Origin of the sequence: Anaerostipes hominis (ex Lee et al. 2021) (assembly GCF_002270485.1) — a bacterium.
GTDB lineage: Bacteria > Bacillota > Clostridia > Lachnospirales > Lachnospiraceae > Anaerostipes > Anaerostipes hominis.
Genome location: NZ_NQOG01000002.1, coordinates 141979 through 160309, shown reverse-complemented (window position 1 = coordinate 160309; position 18331 = coordinate 141979). Strand labels below are relative to the sequence as shown.

17 protein-coding genes are annotated in these 18331 nt (G+C 44.6%); 5 read left to right on the top strand and 12 right to left on the bottom strand.

All coding sequences use genetic code 11. The features are described 5' to 3' along the window. Positions 1 to 336 precede the first annotated feature (336 nt). Both CI597_RS03235 and CI597_RS03230 read right to left on the bottom strand, forming a co-directional pair. Positions 337 to 948, bottom strand: a complete 612-nt coding sequence (locus CI597_RS03235) for a DUF3793 family protein (RefSeq protein ID WP_024728160.1) — start codon at positions 946 to 948, stop codon at positions 337 to 339. A gap of 247 nt (positions 949 to 1195) precedes the next feature. Beyond that, positions 1196 to 2227 carry a LacI family DNA-binding transcriptional regulator gene (locus tag CI597_RS03230; RefSeq protein ID WP_024728161.1) on the bottom strand — a complete coding sequence of 344 codons (1032 nt, stop codon included), beginning with the start codon at positions 2225 to 2227 and terminating at the stop codon, positions 1196 to 1198. A 174-nt stretch (positions 2228 to 2401) separates the two neighbouring features. Here CI597_RS03230 and CI597_RS03225 point away from each other — a divergent pair, with 174 nt between their 5' ends. Next, on the top strand, positions 2402 to 3004 hold the full coding sequence (locus CI597_RS03225; protein WP_024728162.1) for a flavin reductase: 603 nt from the start codon (positions 2402 to 2404) through the stop codon (positions 3002 to 3004). A gap of 78 nt (positions 3005 to 3082) precedes the next feature. Here CI597_RS03225 and CI597_RS03220 read toward each other — a convergent pair whose 3' ends face one another. Continuing rightward, complete coding sequence (locus CI597_RS03220; protein ID WP_024728163.1) at positions 3083 to 3925, bottom strand: Cof-type HAD-IIB family hydrolase; 843 nt, start codon at positions 3923 to 3925, stop codon at positions 3083 to 3085. Between the two features lie 280 nt (positions 3926 to 4205). Between CI597_RS03220 and CI597_RS03215 the strand changes: the two genes are divergently transcribed. Next, entirely contained in the window at positions 4206 to 4970 is a 765-nt protein-coding gene (locus CI597_RS03215) for a DeoR/GlpR family DNA-binding transcription regulator (protein ID WP_024728164.1), read from the top strand. Positions 4971 to 5361: 391 nt separating this feature from the next. Here the strand turns inward: CI597_RS03215 and CI597_RS03205 are convergent, their stop codons facing one another. Further along, complete coding sequence (locus CI597_RS03205) at positions 5362 to 5961, bottom strand: AAA family ATPase (RefSeq protein ID WP_024728166.1); 600 nt, start codon at positions 5959 to 5961, stop codon at positions 5362 to 5364. 224 nt (positions 5962 to 6185) lie between these two features. Next, on the bottom strand, positions 6186 to 6794 hold the full coding sequence (locus CI597_RS03200; protein ID WP_095142876.1) for a DUF3267 domain-containing protein: 609 nt from the start codon (positions 6792 to 6794) through the stop codon (positions 6186 to 6188). Between the two features lie 169 nt (positions 6795 to 6963). On the opposite strand from CI597_RS03200, the gene CI597_RS03195 reads away from it, so the two are divergent. Next, entirely contained in the window at positions 6964 to 7221 is a 258-nt protein-coding gene (locus CI597_RS03195; RefSeq protein ID WP_024728182.1) for a type II toxin-antitoxin system Phd/YefM family antitoxin, read from the top strand. A gap of 90 nt (positions 7222 to 7311) precedes the next feature. Here the strand turns inward: CI597_RS03195 and CI597_RS03190 are convergent, their stop codons facing one another. Continuing rightward, positions 7312 to 7914: an AAA family ATPase gene (locus CI597_RS03190; protein ID WP_034549691.1), complete on the bottom strand. Its 603-nt coding sequence runs from the start codon at positions 7912 to 7914 to the stop codon at positions 7312 to 7314. Positions 7915 to 8135: 221 nt separating this feature from the next. Next, positions 8136 to 8969: an AraC family transcriptional regulator gene (locus CI597_RS03185; protein WP_024728183.1), complete on the bottom strand. Its 834-nt coding sequence runs from the start codon at positions 8967 to 8969 to the stop codon at positions 8136 to 8138. A gap of 147 nt (positions 8970 to 9116) precedes the next feature. Here CI597_RS03185 and CI597_RS03180 point away from each other — a divergent pair, with 147 nt between their 5' ends. Further along, entirely contained in the window at positions 9117 to 9296 is a 180-nt protein-coding gene (locus CI597_RS03180) for a hypothetical protein (protein WP_024728184.1), read from the top strand. Between the two features lie 99 nt (positions 9297 to 9395). Here the strand turns inward: CI597_RS03180 and CI597_RS03175 are convergent, their stop codons facing one another. The 5 genes from CI597_RS03175 to CI597_RS03155 all read right to left on the bottom strand — a co-directional run bounded on the left by CI597_RS03175 (position 9396) and on the right by CI597_RS03155 (position 17741). Further along, positions 9396 to 10478, bottom strand: coding sequence for a transaldolase family protein (locus CI597_RS03175; RefSeq protein ID WP_024728185.1), 1083 nt, complete (start codon positions 10476 to 10478; stop codon positions 9396 to 9398). Between the two features lie 412 nt (positions 10479 to 10890). Continuing rightward, positions 10891 to 14640, bottom strand: a complete 3750-nt coding sequence (locus CI597_RS03170) for a phosphoribosylformylglycinamidine synthase (RefSeq protein ID WP_024728186.1) — start codon at positions 14638 to 14640, stop codon at positions 10891 to 10893. Between the two features lie 11 nt (positions 14641 to 14651). Then, entirely contained in the window at positions 14652 to 15599 is a 948-nt protein-coding gene (locus CI597_RS03165) for a M14 family metallopeptidase (protein ID WP_024728187.1), read from the bottom strand. Beyond that, the gene (locus CI597_RS03160) at positions 15596 to 16534 is read right to left on the bottom strand and encodes a M14 family metallopeptidase (RefSeq protein WP_024728188.1); all 939 of its coding nucleotides are present in this window, start codon (positions 16532 to 16534) and stop codon (positions 15596 to 15598) included. Before CI597_RS03160 ends, CI597_RS03165 begins: the two co-directional genes overlap by 4 nt. Positions 16535 to 16538: 4 nt before the next feature. Next, positions 16539 to 17741: a cation:proton antiporter gene (locus tag CI597_RS03155; protein WP_024728189.1), complete on the bottom strand. Its 1203-nt coding sequence runs from the start codon at positions 17739 to 17741 to the stop codon at positions 16539 to 16541. Positions 17742 to 17935: 194 nt separating this feature from the next. Here CI597_RS03155 and CI597_RS03150 point away from each other — a divergent pair, with 194 nt between their 5' ends. Beyond that, positions 17936 to 18253 (top strand): DUF1292 domain-containing protein, encoded by a 318-nt coding sequence (locus CI597_RS03150; protein ID WP_024728190.1) that lies wholly within the window; start codon positions 17936 to 17938, stop codon positions 18251 to 18253. Positions 18254 to 18331: the final 78 nt, after the last annotated feature.

The window sequence follows — 18331 nt, the reverse complement described above, 5'->3', positions numbered from 1 at the left end:
CCACGCACATTGCGTGTTATTTGCGTGTTTTATTATTTGCTTTGCTTTTTTCAAATGCGTTTTATGTGCTTTACTTATGTGCTTATAGTATCACGCACGCCATTTATGTGCAAGCACTTTTTATAAAAAAGATTGTTTTTGCTACATTACACAAATGTATACAGACTTCTTAGTCATTATTGCACAATCGTTTGACACGCATATGCACGCAAAAAAAAGAAGAGCAAGACACTATATTTGTGTTTCACTCTTCTATCAAACTGACAGTATACCTTATCGTGCGTAGCACGCCTATCCGGAGGATATAAAATACGGTGTGCCCTGCGCGTATATTTTTTAATATTGTTTATGGATCCTGTAATTGGTGTAGGAAGCGGCAATCTGCGCCAAAGGCTTTTTGTGCTGTACCTGTTTGATGATTTGATACCTCACAAGGTCATAAACTTCAAACCGTTTTCTGGTGTCCTCCGGGTTTCCGTAAACCTTCCAATACCCTGAAAACAGATAGCTGTGCCCCTGATGTCGGATAAATCCTTTTACATCACACAGCGGGTATCCAAGAATCAGACCCAGTTCATGGGGAAATCCTTTTCTACCGTTTTTGTACTCCCAGTAGTTTTTACAAAAAACCGTAAACATGTCATTTAGCTGAACAGAATCATATCCACAATCCCTCATAAATATTTGATGTTCTCTTTTCATCAGATATTGTTCAAGGTCTTGTTCCCTGTACAACAGCCAGACGCACCGTTTCGCATCGGCATATAACAGTCTGTATTGAATTCCAGTGTCTTTCAGCGCCTGCGTCAGGGAAATTGTTTCTTCCCTGTCCAGAGTCACCGCATTTGAAGGTTTAACTCCGGCAAACACCTGCGCACAGTGAGCCGCAATCTTCATCTGCACATCATTTTTATATGTGATCCTGCCAAGCTCTAATCGGCAATTCATCCGGCCGCTCCTTCCTTTGGTTATTAGTATAACCTTAGGATGGACACTTCCGAAACTTATTATGTATGAGTTTTTCTTCATTATCTCCAGTCATCTCTGGAAAGGTCTCCTTCCGGCAATGAAGAAAAACTCTCGTAGGATAGCACCTTTTGGCTTGCGGTAACCTAATCCGGCAGATACTACGTCCATGTTCTACATGATTGGAGTGAGGCATTCTAAGAGCCGAACGGAAATCATGTGGAACATGTCACACATTGTATTTGTTCTTGATCTTTATATCGGTATAGATATGGTCCTTCTCCGGCATTTCCTCTTTTTGGATCATGTTATAAAGCAGGTTCGGAGGCCTGTAGCCCTGTTCGTAGCCTTCCTGGTCGATCAGGAAATCATACCGGTCTTCTTTGAGGGCTTTTGCATTCTTAGGCGTGGCGTCATAGACTATGACATATGGCCTCTTTTCAAGCTTCAGCTTCTCAAAAGCCAGGCATACTCCGGCCTGTCCGCCGGATGCCACAAAGACTCCGGCCAGATCCGGTGCAATGGCCATTGTATTTTCGATAATCTTTTCCACTTCCTTTGTCTCATCGAAGCTGCTCTGGACGCCCAGCAGTTCCATTTCCGGATAGGAATTCTTGATCTCCTGCACGAAGCCTTCCACACGCAGACTGTTTACACTGTTGGTAAAGAATCCCGTGATCACGAGGACTTTGCCCTTTCCTCGTGTCAGCATTCCCATGAGCCCTGCGGCGGTTCGCCCGCTTTTCTTGTTATCCAGTCCCACAAAACATGCACGCTTGGTGCCCACGATATCGGAGTTAAATGTGACCACTGGGATCCCCTTTTCCTCCATTAAGCGGTTCAGCCGTTCCCTGACACACTCTGACTGCACCGGCATGATGGCAAGGCCGTGGATCCCCTCCGCTTCCAGTTCGTCAATGGCTTTTATCTGGGCTTCTTCATCTACGGATTCAATATCCTTCAATAAAAGCTCCACTCCCAGATACTCAAGCTCCCGCTCTGCATCACGGATCCCCGCTTTAACAGGGATCATAAAGGAGGCTTCTGAGAGCTGGGTGATGACCCCTATCTTTATATTTTTGTCCGCTTTCTGCGTGTTCTTTTTTGTCTTCCTGTTAGAATGATAGTCTAATTCTTTGGCGATGGCCATGATCCGCTCCGCCACTTCCGGCTTGATTCTGCCCCGGTTATTAAGCGCCCGGTCCACGGTTCCCCGGGAGACCCCGGCACGCTCTGCAATTTCTTTGATTGTTCCTGCCATGTGCTTTCCTCACTTTTCCTTTTTATTTGACACATTGCACGCATTTGTTTTATTATAACCGCGCATTTCTGAAAAGTAAAGCAATATCCCATTCGGGCATTGCAAATGTGTCATAAAGGGATTATAATTCGAATATATTGACAATACTCATCAAGTATAGAAAGGGGTTTTTATATGAATCAAGCAGCAATGTTTCAACTAAGCTACGGTTTGTTTGTACTGTCAGCAAAAGACGGAGACAAGGACAACGGTTGTATCGTCAACACAGTCCAGCAGGTCACGACCACACCGAACCGTATTTCCGTAGCAGTCAATAAAGGCAATTACACTCATGATATGATCCGGGACACCGGTTCCTTTAATGTATCCATCCTGTCCGAGGAGGTTCCCTTTGATATTTTTAAGCATTTCGGATTCCAGAGCGGCAGGGATGTTGACAAGCTGAAGGATTTCTCCGGCTATGACCGTTCCTCCAACGAGATTATTTATTTAAGTCAATATGCGAACGCATTTCTCAGCGCTTCTGTGGCAGAGACAGTTGATCTGGGCACACACACAATGTTTATCGCCGATGTCACAGACGGAGAAGTCTTATCAAATATACCTTCTGTTACCTACGCATATTATCACAAGAATATCAAACCCCAGCCGCAGGAAACAAAGAAAACCGGCTGGCGCTGTAAAATCTGCGGATATATTTACGAGGGTGAAGAACTCCCCGCCGATTTTGTATGCCCGATCTGTAAACACGGCGCTTCTGATTTTGAACGAATCTAGCTGGAATAGGGTTGCTCTTACAATAAAATACCTCTAAAGCAGACACGGCAGACAGCCAAAACTGCTTTAGAGGTATTTTTATATTTCTCGGTTCAAAACCAACGTTTCAATTGCCTTGGCCACTCCGTCACTGTTGTGATCGTCAGTTATATAATCGGCAATCTCTTTCATCTCATCACTGCCGTTTTCCATGACAACCCCGATCCCTGCCGCCTCGATCATCTGATAATCATTTTCCGCATCGCCGCAGGCCATAATATTTTCTTTCTTTAAGTCCAGGTGCTCCATTAGATGGGCCAGCGCATCACCCTTATTGCAGGAATGAAGAGAAATCTCCAAATTATTCTTTAAGGAAGCCACAACAGCATATAAACCACATTCTGTCAGTTCCTTCCTCGCCTTTGCCCGTTCTTCCTGGTCTTCAAAAAACAGCGTCATTTTTTCTGAAGTTCCGCCTTCCTTTTGGATAAATTCTTTTAAATCCTCTACCGGCGTCCTGGAGGCACGGATCATCTCCTCGGAATACTCTCCCAGATGAAATGATTCCAGCCTATAAAGCTCTTCTTTATAACAGTATACCTTTCCATCCTTTGCTATGCTCCGGAAAGCATGGTACGGTTTGACCGCTTCCAAAAGCTTGAGGATCTGATCTGTGTCAAACTGGTTTTTGTAAATCAATCTCTGTTCGTGTAAATCATAAACCCTGGCCCCATTGCTCAGAATGCAGTATCTTAATCTCTTAAGATCCGTCAGCTCCTTCGGAAGCCCATTCACTGACCGTCCGGTAGCCGGGACGATCTGGATCCCTCGGTCCATTGCTTCTTCTAATACTTTTACTGTCTTTTGTGTCACTTCCTTCCGGCTGGTCAGAAGTGTCCCGTCCATATCCATGGCGATCAATTTGATTTCTTGTTCTTTCATCCCGTCCCCCACTGTTCCTTTCAGCATGTTTTATACCCTTACATTCTTGTACTTCACGCGTTAAGGTTGCTTGTTTCTGCTTTATTATACCTCAGAAAAAATGTCAGGAAAAGACCTCCTTGATGATAAAAGTATGGACTAAAGTTATTAGCATTAAACTTTATCACAACTTACCAATTGCTTCTTTTCAATTTACTCATAATATACTATAATAAAACAAAGCTTTTATTTTTATGGCCAGACTGGGCCTAAATTTGAATAAACGAGAGGGAGTTTTCATATGCGTACAAAACGAATCGATGAAATAGAACAGTATATCACAAAAGAAAAGTCGGTTTCCTTGGATACCTTATGCGAGGTTTTCCAGGTCTCCAAAAATACGATCCGAAGAGACATTGACACGCTTGCAAAAGCAGGAAAAATAAAAAAAGTGTACGGAGGAGTCACATTAAATGACACTCTTCCGTCGAAAAAGCTGCTTCCTTTTGCAGAACGCCACGAAAAGTTCGTAGAAGAAAAGAAGGCCATCTGCCGCCTTGCAGCCGATCATATTGAGGATGATGACATTATCTATATCGACACCGGTACAACCTGCCACAATATTGTGGATTATATTTCAGAGAAACGCTGCACCATCATCACCAACAGCCTGCAGGTTTCCCTGAAAGCCCTTCCTTATAAGAATCTGACCGTTATTTCCCTTCCAGGCTACTTAAAAAGGGAAACCCTCTCCTTTGTGGATGCGAAGATCTCTGAGTATCTTAAAGCTTTTAATATCAGCAAAGCCTTTATGGCATGCACCGGCCTTTCCATTGAAAACGGCCTGACAAACGCGTCTGAGGAGGAATACCGGGTAAAGGAAGCCGTCGTCTCCAACAGCATGCAGCGATATGTGCTGGCAGACCACTCAAAATTCGGCATCTTTTCTCTGATGACTTACTGCCCGCTGGAAAAGATTAATTATATCCTCACGGATCAGCTTCCCAAGGAAGAGTATACAGATTTCTGCCGTTCCAATTCCATTACAGTGGAAACCATTGATTAAAGGTCCTGTATCAAGTGGTCAAGGACAGCGCCGGACAAAACCGGCTCTGTCCTTTTTTATCATAGTTAGAAATAATTTCTCCTATCAACAACCAAATAAAAATAGTCTGGAAGAGATCATAAACCGCGTTGTAGATCATCTTATACCTTATCGCGCAAAGCGCGTTCACCCGAAGGGTATAAAATGCGGGATGCCCTTTTGGGTATACCTTATCGCGCAAAGCGCGTTCACCCGAAGGGTATAAAATGCGGGAAGCCCTTTTGGGTATACCTTCCCAGTCATTACCATAATATTGATATGTCAGAAAAAGAGCAGGGCTAATGACCATATTCCCTGCTCTTCACTCGTCAATTTAACTAAATACTGTCTTCATGATAGACATCACTTATAATTATCTGTGTTTTTCAATATATGACAAAATAACATCTGCCGCTTCTTCAAAACTGATCTTCCCCATGTTCAGCGCAAGATCATAGTTTGTCACATCGCCCCACTTCTGCCCCGTGTAATAATTGTAGTAGGATTCTCTAGTCTTATCTTCCTTTTTGATGTCAGCCATAGGAACTTCCCGTCCCTCGGCTTCTGAAAGACGCTTCTGCCTGAATTCATCATCTGCATAGAGATATACAGAAGTTACATTCTCAAAATCTTTTAAGATATAGTCAGCGCATCTTCCGAGAAAAACGCCGGATCCATAGCCTGCCAGCTTCTGTATGATCTTTCCCTGTTCTTTGTACATCTGGTTATACACCGGAATATGGCCTGGAGTTCCCATCATGACACTCAGTCCTTCCATATATTTTGAGCTCTTCTTGTAGTTCAGCTCCTCCATGGCCTGCTCATCCAGGGAGTCAAATCCAATCTTGTCTGCCGCAATGTATAAAATCTCTCTATTGTAATACCATACCCCAAGTCTGTCTGCCAAAATCCGCGCTACTTCGGTTCCGCCGCTTCCATGCTGACGGCTGATCGTGATCAATGTTTTTTCCATTTTTCGATTCCTTTCTGATTTACTTTTGCGGGTATACCCGAAAGGGCATACCATAAGATACCCATCTTATTTATGACTTATCACTATTATTGCTCTTGATTTTCTGTTTTCGCTCTCATTATACTCAATTAGTCCCCAGAATACTATAGTAAATTTTATTTTTAGTGAATTGATCATTCTTTATGTAAAAATCAGTCCGTCTCTTGTCAGGTTTATACAATACTTTATTTTTCAAATGAAATAAATCCGCAGTCGGTTGGGTGATCCAGGATCAGCCCATTTTTATGCTTCAGAAGATAACATCCGATGGTAAGGTCCCCGCCTGCAGACAGCATATTCAGGACTGCAAGCAAAAAAACCGTATTATTGGGAACGATCATGGAAACTGCAAAAAGGCCCAAACCTAATACACAGAAAGGCAGATATAAGCCCACCGAATAACTGCCGAACTTCAACGGCTCTCTGCAGTGGCAGTATGGAGTCAACGAACTCCACATCACACCAAATGCAATACTTTTCCATCCATCTTTACAATTCAGACTCCACCCCAAACCATGAAGCAGTTCATGGACAAATATGGCTGCAAAAAATAGTGCAAAAAAGAAGATCAGATTTCTTCCATTCATGGTCCACCCACTTTCTCCCCAGCGAATGAAATATAGTATATAAGCTGCAATACAGATTGGTCCGGCAGTAGCAAACGCCAAAACATTGGCCCTCAGCACAGAAATGATCCCGGAGGATTCCTTGTACCCTGCCTTTTTCATTTTTTCTCTCTGACTTTCAAAATTTTCAATCCGTTCCTGCTTTTTGTCTCTTTTTTTATCCAACATTTGCGATATCTCCTGTCCAATGTTCCTTTTTCTAAATAATTTTTTGTATTCTCCTTTTAATCTACCATAATGATTAAATATTGTCTATAATACTTGTAATCTATGAGTCGATAGCTTATAATAAAAACAATGATAATATTACGATAAATTATTGATAAGGAGTGATGATTTGATACAGATCAAACCTGTTTCTGACTTAAGAAATAAGTTTCCCGATATAGAAAAATTGGTCAACAAAGGGGAGCCTGTGTATCTTACAAAAAATGGTTACGGTTCTATGGTAGTTCTTAGTCTGGAGGCATATTCCAATCTAACAGACGGTTTAGAGACTGCTCTTTATAAGGCTGATGCTGCCGCCCAAAATAACAGTAGGCGTTATTCACATGAAGAAGTTTTTGAAGGGCTAAGAAGGAAAATAAATGACTGATAGCAAATATAGTTTGCGGTATCTCCCATTATTTCTAAAAAGACATCCTCAAAGTTAAATACAAACTCTGAGGATGCCTTTTTATTATTCTTATTTTCTTCTCTTTTCAATGTACTCAAGAATTAACTCTGCACAGTTTTCAGGGCTGATTTTCGTCATATTGACAGCCAGATCATAATTCTGTACGTCGCCCCATTTCTGTCCAGTGTAGTAGTTATAGTAAGATTCTCTTGTCTTATCTTCCTTCTTCAATTCAGATTTTGTAATCTCGCGGCCTTCCGCCTCAGACAGATGACTTATACGGAATTCATCATCTGCATAGAGATATATTGTATAAACATTATCCATATCTTTCAGCACGTAATCTGCACATCTTCCAAGAAAGACTCCAGAGCCGTATCCGGCAAGCTTGCGGATGATCTTGGACTGTTCCTTAAACATCTGATTGTAGACCGGAATGTGTCCCGGTGTTCCCATCATGACACTCAGTCCCTCCACATATCGGGAGCTTTTTCTGTAATTCAGCTCTTCCAGCGATTTCTCATCCAGATCATCCACGCCGATCTTCTCAGCAGCCATATACAGGATATCTCTGTTATAGTACCAGACATCCAGCTTGTCCGCCAAAACCTGTGCAACCTTTGTTCCATCACTTCCGTACTGGCGGCTGATGGTGATCAATGTTTTTTCCATAGTTTCTCCTTTCCAATCTCGGTTTCAGAAAATTATCATAATATATTCATAATTTGCAACAGTTCCCTAACAATATTCAACTATATTATAAATATATATTCTAATTATACTCAATTTATTACCAAAAGTCTATCTCTTTTCCAAATTCCCGACTTTGTATACAGATAACCGATGGGAAAAACGTTTTCTATAAAAGAAACAAAAGCAAGCTTGCTTTTGTTTTATGTCTGTCCTTTTCTCTCACTGCGGACTTCCCTCGGTGTGCTCCCATAGATTTCCCGGAACATTTTAATGAACAGTTTATAATTTTTAAATCCATGCTTCTCAATCAGATCCATGATCCCCTCCTCCGTGTTGCAGATATCATAGTATATGTGCAGCAGACGGACCTGGTTGACATATCTTGAGAAAGACACTCCCATATTCCTTTTAAAAAAGCGGCTGAAATACTCACGGTTTAGGTAAAAATGGGAAGCGATCTCCTCCAGCGGGATCGGATCTCTGTAATGCTCTTCAATATAATCCGTGATCTCACCCAGACGTTTTAAAGCTCCTTCCTTCTCTGCGGTCCTCCCGGTATCCTCTTCCCCAAAATGATTCAGCAGCTCATACAGGATCTCCATAGCGACTGCCTGGCTTTTTAGCTCATATCCCACGGGCTGCCTCACATACAAAAGGGGAAGCTTACGCAAAAGTCCGCAGACCGACTGGTATTCCTTTTCTTTTCCATGCTCCGCGCTCTCCCGGCTGCAGGACAGGCGGAAGCTGTCAATGTCCTTGACGTAGTTCTTCATTCTTTTCCTGGAAAACTGGATTATGATCATCATGGAGACTTCCGCACACTTCATCTCATGGATTTTATTGGAGTCAACGACCAGAAGATCCCCCGCTTTTGTGAGATGCTCTTTCCCGTCAAAGATCACGGATCCCGTGCCGTTCAGCACATAGATCAGCTCGATGGCCGTATGCCAATGGGGAGGGGTATACTGTCCCTTGTTAGTCCAATATTTGATATCTATACCTGTCTTTTCAAGTCTGTAGAGTGTTTCATACATATGTCAGCGCTTTCCTTTCCTATCACCCAGCCTCCTTGTCAATATTGCCCTAAAAACTGGTCAAAAAATCATCTAATCAATCCTTGTATACAATGATATCATAGGAACCGTAAAAGAAAAACATCATTTAAGAAAGGAGGAACCGATATGACAAATACAAAAGCAGTACAGATGAATGCAGCAAACTCTTCTCCAGCCAATACAGCAAAACTGTCCTTGAAGGAGAAAGTGAAAAAATATTTAATTGATAACTGTGACATCATCAGCGCCGGGATCACCGCAATGAACGGCGGTCATTACTATATCCCACCGAAGAAAAGAATGTGAGGTACACGTGCAGAACGATGAAACAACCAATGAACCAATGAAAGAGTAAAACAGCAGGTATGATCCATAGGATACCTGCTGTTTTGCCGTCTATTTATTTTACTTTCTAATAGGGTCTCCCACCATCAGTTTTCTGATCACCCCGAGAAGGCTTTCGTATCCTCCCAGGAACTGGCTGATGGTCTTTACAAAGGCTCCGTAATGTACAAATTCTTCTGGTTTCAGGCCGTCTTCTTCATATGCCATGATAAAATCAGGGATCTTCTTCAGTTCATTTAGATATTTTTCGGGAACCGGGCGGCTCATACGCTCTTTTACTTCCACGTCGCTTCCGTTGATCTTCTCCTGCCAAGGCTGTGTGATGGTGAGCACCACGTCTCCGCCGATAAACTCTGACCAGTGGAAATAATTCCTGTACGCGGCAGCCAGAAGTCTTGTCTTATATCCGCGTTCCTGATAGATCTTATATGCATTCTTGAATGCTGCAACTCCCGCATACTCTAATGCGCATGGATCCAGACACAGATTGTCCCGTTTCACTGCTTCTTTTACCCAGTCATCCGTGCGTCCCACCATGATGGTGCACACCGGTGTTATATTCTCGTTAGAAAGTCCCGCTTCTTCTCTCCGTTTTAATCCGCGCTCTACTGCCTCTGCCACTGCTACGGCCTGTGCCACAGTGAAGGATACAGTGGCGTTGATACTGATACCGGCGAAGGTAGCTTCCTCAAATGCCTTGATTCCCGCTGCGGAAGTCGGCATTTTAACCATGATATTCGGTGCCAGGTCCCCGAATCCGATTGCCTGTTCTGCCATTGCGTCTGCGTTTCTGTATAATTTTGCATTGGTCTGGATGGAGATTTTCCCTTTTTTATGATTTGTCTTTTCATAGACCGGATTAAGAAGTTTTGCTCCGCGCACTGCCATCTGTTCGATCAGGCGCCATGCAACCTCCTCCTCTGTTGCGTCCGGCATTTCATCGATCCACTTTACAAGAGTATCTTCCCAGAGATCCATCTCCTGATTTAATACATTTCCTACGATCACAGGATTGGTGGTAGCCCCGGTTGCTCCACGGTCGATGGCATACTCCAGTTCTTTTACCGCACAAGAATCGTTCCAATATTCGGTCTGTGGGAATTTTTCATTAGTTTCAAACAGTTTTCCTTTTGCATCTGACATAAAGAAGACTCCTTTCATGAGAAAGTCGTTGGTTACATAATGATTATATATTAGTATATTTAGATAATATTTTCAATATTTATTCCGAATTTTAACCAAAATATTATCAGCTCATTCACATGAACCTTTTCTTTTTCTCCAGAAACACAAGAATTCTACACCCGAAGGGTATAGAATACGGGGTGCCCTCTGGGTATAAGATTTGTTTATATTTCATTTAGAATTGTTTATTTTCTATCCATTGTTTCCTACGGTAATCCTGCTATACTAAAAACATACCTCATAAGACATGAAACACAGCATGTCCCTGAGGCAATCGTTTTTCATATATATTTTTAATCCTCTCTTTTCATTAAATATAAGAACCCCGCAGAGTACACTGCGGGGTTCTTATTATGATACCGGGATCTGATTATTTAAAATAGTTCACTCCTGAAAGGAAAATCTTCTGGTTTTTGTTTCCGGCAATGTTATTGGAAACAAAACGTCCCATACGTTCTGAATGGCCCATCTTTCCCAAAACCCTTCCGTCCGGGCTTGTGATACCCTCGATGGCATAATAGGAACCATTCGGGTTAAAGTCCTCATTCATAGTAGGATCTCCATTCAAGTCCACATACTGGGTTGCCACCTGGCCGTTTTCAAACAGCTTTTTGATCACATCGTCATTTGCCACAAAACGTCCTTCTCCGTGTGAAACAGGGATACTGAAAATGTCTCCCGCATTGACTTCATGGAACCATGGTGACAGGTTTGAAGTCACTTTGGTATAGGCTACTTTTGAAATATGACGTCCAATCCGGTTCATCGTCAGCGTCGGAGACTGCTCTGTCTGCTCCACAATCTTTCCTTCCGGTACCAGTCCAAGTTTGATCAGTGCCTGGAACCCGTTACAGATTCCCAGCACGAGACCATCCCGATTGTTCAGCAGGTCCATGACAGACTCTTTGAGCTTTTCATTTCGGAAGGCTGTTGCAAAGAATTTGGCAGAACCTTCCGGCTCATCACCTGCACTGAAGCCTCCCGGGAACATGATCATCTGTGACTCTTTGATTGCTTTTTCAAACTCATCTACAGAGTCACGGATTCCCTGTGCGTCCAGGTTCTTAAATACCTTAGTAATGACCTCTGCCCCTGCGTCTTCAAACGCCCTTGCAGAATCATATTCGCAGTTTGTACCCGGGAATACCGGAATAAATACTTTTGGTTTCGCTATTTTATTCTTGGCAAAATGCGCCTTGCCTTTGGTGTAGTTTCTTGTCTCTACTACATCCTGGCTTCCTTCAGAGCGGGTCGGGAAGACTTCTTCCAAAGGCTTGGTCCACGCATCTGCGGCCTCTTTCAGCGGAACCACTTCATTTCCTAATACAAGTTCCGGTGTTGTGGTGATCTCACCGAGGAGAAGGCTTGGGATCGCAAGTTTTCTGATATCCCTCGTATCCATTTCCACCACGAAAGATCCGTAATGGTTCTCAACAAGATCTTTGATTTCAACTTCCTGGTCAAAAATAACTCCAAGGCCATTTCCGAAGGCCATCTTGGCAACCGCTTCAATGGTTCCTCCGAATCCGATGGCATAGCAGGATTTGATCGCACCTTCTTCTATGAGCCTGTGGATACGTTTGTAAACTTTTTTCGCCTCACTGTAAACCGGAAGGTTATAGACATCCCTCGGAATACAGATCCGCACGAGGCGGTTGCCTGCGCGTTTCAGTTCCGGAGTGATCACGTGTTTTCCGTCTGCCACATCTACAGCAAAGGATACGAGCGTCGGAGGCACATCAATGTCGTTGAAGGTTCCGGACATACTGTCCTTTCCTCCGATAGATGCAAGTCCAAATCCGATCTGTGCGTGGTATGCACCGAGCAGTGCCGCGAATGGCTGTCCCCAGCGCTCCGGATCTTCTCCAAGGCGTTTGAAGTACTCCTGGAAGGTCAGACGGATCTTCTTGTAGTCACCGCCAGCTGCCACGATTTTTGCGATGGAATGAGTGATCGCATAAACTGCTCCGTGGAATGGACTCCATTTGGACAAGTATGGGTCAAATCCATAACTCATCATGGTCACGGTATCTGTCTTTCCGTGAAGCACCGGAAGCTTGGCTACCATCGTCTGGACCGGTGTCATCTGATATTTTCCGCCGTAAGGCAGAGTGACGCTGCCTGCACCAATGGTGCTGTCAAACATCTCCACAAGTCCTTTCTTGGAGCATACATTCAGATCTTTCAGTGTATTAATACATGCTTCCGTAAAACTCTTTGGAATCTCCTTATCAAAGAAGCTGCTGACGCGGTGTGGAATCTCTACATATACATCATTTTCCTGATGGGCTCCGTTCGTGTCCAAAAATGCACGGGACAGATTTACGATCTCTTTTCCTCTCCAGGAGAGAACTAATCTTGGCTCCTCGGTTACAACGGCAACCGCCACTGCTTCCAGGTTTTCTTCCTCGGAAAAGGCTAAGAACTGATCCACATCTTTTGGGTCCAGGACAACCGCCATACGTTCCTGGGATTCAGAGATGGCAAGCTCTGTTCCATCAAGTCCCGCATACTTTTTCGGCACCTTGTCAAGATCGATCGTAAGTCCGTCTGCGAGTTCTCCGATCGCCACAGAAACACCGCCTGCACCGAAATCATTGCACTTTTTGATCAGCCTGCTGACTTCTTTCCTTCTAAACAGTCTCTGGATCTTTCTCTCTGTCGGAGGATTACCTTTCTGTACTTCCGCGCCGCATGTCTCGATGGACTCTTCTGTGTGGACCTTAGAAGATCCGGTAGCTCCTCCGCAGCCGTCACGTCCGGTTCTTCCGCCGAGCAGAACGATGATATCTCCGGGATCTGAGCTTTCCCTTACGACGTTCTTTCTCGGCGCAGCACCCATGACAGCCCCGATCTCCATACGTTTTGCCACATAATCCGGATGATAGATCTCATCTACAAATCCAGTGGCCAATCCGATCTGGTTGCCGTAAGAACTATATCCATGAGCAGCTCCGGTCACGATCTTCCTCTGCGGAAGCTTTCCTTTTAAAGTATCTTTTAATGGTACAGTAGGATCGCCGGCTCCGGTCACACGCATAGCCTGATACACATAAGAACGCCCGGAAAGCGGATCTCTGATCGCTCCGCCGAGGCAGGTAGCCGCACCACCGAACGGCTCGATCTCAGTAGGATGGTTATGCGTCTCATTCTTAAAGCTTACGAGCCACTCCTCCTCTTTTCCGTCTATGGAGACAGGCACTACGATACTGCACGCGTTGATCTCTTCACTCTCTTCCATGTCATTTAAGGCACCTTCCCGTTTGAGCCGGCGCATAGCCATCAGCGCAAGGTCCATCAGGCAGACAAATTTGTCTTTCCTTCCCTGGAAAATGCTCTTGTGATCCAGCATATACTGCTCATAGGTCGCCTCCAAAGGAGCACGGTAAAAGCCTTCCTGGAACTTAATATTTTTAAGTTCCGTTGAAAAGGTCGTGTGACGGCAGTGATCAGACCAATATGTGTCCAGAACACGGATCTCGGTCATGGACGGGTCTCTCTGTTCCTCTTCTTTAAAATGCTTCTGGATGTGCAGGAAATCCTTAAAGGTCATAGCCAGGTTCAGGGAATCATAAAGTTCCTTAAACGGCTGTTCGTCCATATCCCTGAATCCTTCCACAATCTTTACATCTTCCGGCTCTTCAAACTCCATCACAAGAGTATCCGGTTTTTCTTCAGAGGACTCTCTGGAATCCACCGGATTGATGCAGTAATCTTTGATCTGCCCCATCTCATCCTCAGATAATGCTCCCTTTACTACATATGTAGTGGCGCTCCGGATGACCGGTTCTTCACTTTCATTTAACAGCTTCAGACACTGCTGGGCAGAGTCTGCCCTCTGGTCAAACTGCCCCGGGAGGAATTCCACGCTGAAAGCCGTTTCCCCTTCTTCCGCAGGGAACGCTTCCTCATAAACTTCATCCACAGGAGGCTCACTGAACACGGTGCCCAGCGCCTTTTGATAGCTTTCCTCAGAAACATTTTCCACATCATAGCGGATCAGTACGCGGATATTTTCCACATCCAATCCCAAGTACTGCCTCACTTCCTCCAGCAGTTCCTTTGCTTTGATGGCATAGCCCTGTTTCTTTTCCACATAAACTCTCTTTACTTGTCCCATATGGTCCTCCTCTATTCGTGCAGCTTCTTTATGATTTGAAACGCAGAAGCATTCTCCAAGATCATTGGATCTTTCTTCGCGTAAAAAACGATTCCATCCACGGTGGAATGCACCGCAGAAATAATATCTCCCTCGTAAGGGTCCAGGATCTCTCCTAAGAGCTGTCCCCGGTGCACTTCCTCTCCGACATTGACAAGACGCCGGAAAAATCCCGGTGCCTCCGTCTTAACTTCCGCCATGTCCTCTTCTTCTATAATACTTGCAATATAGCCGTTATGGCAATTATATTTTAAAATTCCCATTCTGGTTAAAAACCGCAAAACAGCAGATACAGCCTGTTTCGCCGAAAACTCATTGATATGTCCCGTATCACCGGAATAGACTGAAAATGCATCTGTCCCGTTGATCTGCCAGTTATAATTTAACGTCTTCACATCAAAGCTTCTCGGCTTGCTTGTGATCACATAAGGCAGTCCGAATAAATTTGCCAGACTTGCACTTTCCTTTCCCGTAGTCTGCATCCGCACATGGGGTATAAAATCTCCCTTCCGGTAAAATGAAGGAAACTGGATTCCATAGCGGTAGCCCTTTACTTTCTCAAATATATTGGCCGCCAGACGGCTGGTTGGCTCTCCCTGCGGATTCCCCGGAAACTCCCGGTTGATGTCACTGTTGTCCGATACCCAATACCGCATCCCTACATTCATTGATGAATTATTCATTGAAGGGATGACCAGGATCTCATGATTTCCCACAATCGAGCCGGATGCTTCCAGCTCCTTCAGTCTTTTTACCAGCAGAGAGCAGATAAAAAGCTGCTGAAATTCATTGCCTCTCATGGAGCCGACAATGCAGGCAGACGGTTCTGAGTCTTCGCCTGTACTGCCGAACCGAAATCCTTTTATTTTAAATTCTTCCCTGAGGTAAGAATCTGTCGTATACAATGTCTCTTTGATCATACCAGGGCACCTCCCACGACTCTGGCGATCAGAGACCCCTCCGTCACGCCCGGGTGTTCTCTGACAGTCATTAAGATACCGTCCACCGGCGCAATGATTTCTTCCTCCACCGCTCCCAGGATGGGACTGGTGATGCTGCCGATGATCTCACCCTTTTTCACATAATCTTTCACCTTCTTGTGAGTGACAAACAGACCGTTCGTCTCGCAGTTCAGATAATGAATCCCGTCATCATGGACGACCGGGGCCCTTTTCGGTTCTGCACACGTTCCCTTCCAGATGCCCAGTTCCTTCATGATGGCAAACACTCCCTCTATGATCTGTCTGCAGAAGTCATATTTAATCCTGAATGCAGCCCCTGATTCTGTGACCATACAAGGCACTCCCCGTTCATTCAGGGCATAGGAAAGGCTTCCCTCATTCACTGTCGTAGACGGATGTATCCAAATCAGATCAGTATTCATATATCCTGCGAGGCGGAGCAGGCGCTCGTCCGCATCGCTGTTTAATCTCACCTGGGGGATCTCCTGAAGGAAAATATTGCTGGAATGAATGTCGATTACACAGTCTGCACTCTCCATATCCTCCAGCAGCTTGGCCGCTGTATATTCCCCGAGTTCCCCTTTTAAGTCTCCCGGAAAAACCGCGCTGTAATCCTCCTGTGTAACTGGGATGCTCCGGCTCCTGGCATCCAGCCCCAAAGGGTTGACCGACGGATATACGTCCACGATTCCTGACAGGGAATCATAGTCCTCTTTGATCCTCTTTATGATTTCTCCGCATATATACTGCCCTCCAAGCTCATCTCCATATAAACCTGAAACGAGGCATATTCTCTTTTCTCTTCCCGTCATCACGTCCGGATGCAGGGAATTCTTCTTAATCCTTAATGTCTCCCGCACCGGGAGCTTTACTGATACTACTGTCTCAATCATCCTGTTATCTCTTTCCTGTCCTGTACGTCAATCCGCTGAACCACTCTGAAAAAAACAGCTTGAGAAGAATCGGCGCCAAAAGGGTTGTCACCAACACCATAATGACCATAGGTGCAAACATCTCTTCCCTGAGCAGCCCGACATGGATTCCTTTTTGTGCAACGATCAGTGCTACCTCTCCCCTGCAAACCATGCCGGCTCCGATCTTTAGGGACTCCTTATAGGAATACCTGCAGACCTTGGCCCCGATGCCGCAGCCGATGATCTTCGTCAGGACAGCGGCAATACTGATAAGTACAGTGAAGATGATCATCGTCTGAGTCATTCCCGCCACTTCGACTTTGAGGCCGATGCTGGCAAAGAAGATCGGGGTGATCAGCATGTATGAGATACACTCCACCTTCCGGTGAATATAGTAAGTCTCCGGTATTCTGCACAGGATGATCCCCGCCAGATATGCCCCGGTGATGTCTGCAATTCCAAATAATTCGGCCAAAAATGCCAGAAACAGGCAGAATGCCAGTGCAAGCACCGGAACCCGCCTTCTGTGGACCTGTTCGTTGTTTACTTTCATCGTGGACATCCTGCGGAAAAACTTGTACACAACAATTCCGCCGGCACCTGAGAGCACAAAAAACAGAGCCATCTTGCCGATTATCATAAGAACTCCTGTGACCTCAACCGTTCCGGCCCTGCCGATGCTTGTCATCACAGAAAGCAGTATAATACCCAGGATATCGTCAATGATGGCCGCACCGAGTATTGCCGTTCCGACACGGCCCTTAAGCTTTCCCATATCCTGAAGAGTTTCTACCGTTATACTAACAGACGTGGCAGTCAGAATAACCCCCACAAAAATATTTTCCATTAAATTCTTTTCAAACATAAAAGAGATGACCGCTCCGACCGCCAGGGGCACGACAACTCCGCACAGCGCGATCACCATGGCTGCTTTTCCGCTCCGTTTCAGTTCCCTGATGTCGGTCTCCAGCCCTGCCTGAAACATCAGGACAATAACACCGATCTCTGCCAGACTCAGGATAGTATCAGACGGTTTGATCACGTTCAGCATCACCGGTCCCAGTATAATACCCGCAATCAACGCTCCGACTACAGGAGGCATGTTTACTTTTCTCGAGAACAGGCTGAAAGACTTTGTCAAAACCAGTATCACCGCTATATCCAATAAATATCTGTATTCTTCCATAATAATAGCCTCCGCTGCCAATATTCGATGGTATCGTATCACACAGGAAAACACTTGTCAAACCTGTAACAATCTCTTTGTCCCCTTGCTTTTTCCTTTATTATTTAGTATATTAAGAACAGCCCAAAAATGCAAATAAAATTAGTAGAATTTCTGTGCTCACAAAGCCGGATTCTAAGAAAAGAGGTAGTCTTATGAGTGAAGATATCAACGTAGAAGCTGACGTATTTGAAGAAGAAAATCCAATCATCCATCTGGAAATGGAGGATGGTGTCCAGCTCGACTGCGCCGTGATCTGTATCTTCGGCATCGAAGAACAGGATTATATCGCCCTGGTTCCCGTAAAAGACCTTGAGAACGATGAGGAAGAAAGTGAACTGCTTCTTTACCGCTATAAAGAATTGCCGGATGATGAGGTTCAGCTGGACAATATTGAGGATGACGAGGAATATGAGATGGTTTCTGCTGCTTTTGATGCTATTTTAGACGACGAGGATGATGAAGAAGAATAAAACATTCCTGTTCCTCTGCCAAGCTTTGGCCCATTCCATATAAACAATATAAAAACCTTCGGAAACGGCTTTTTCTCT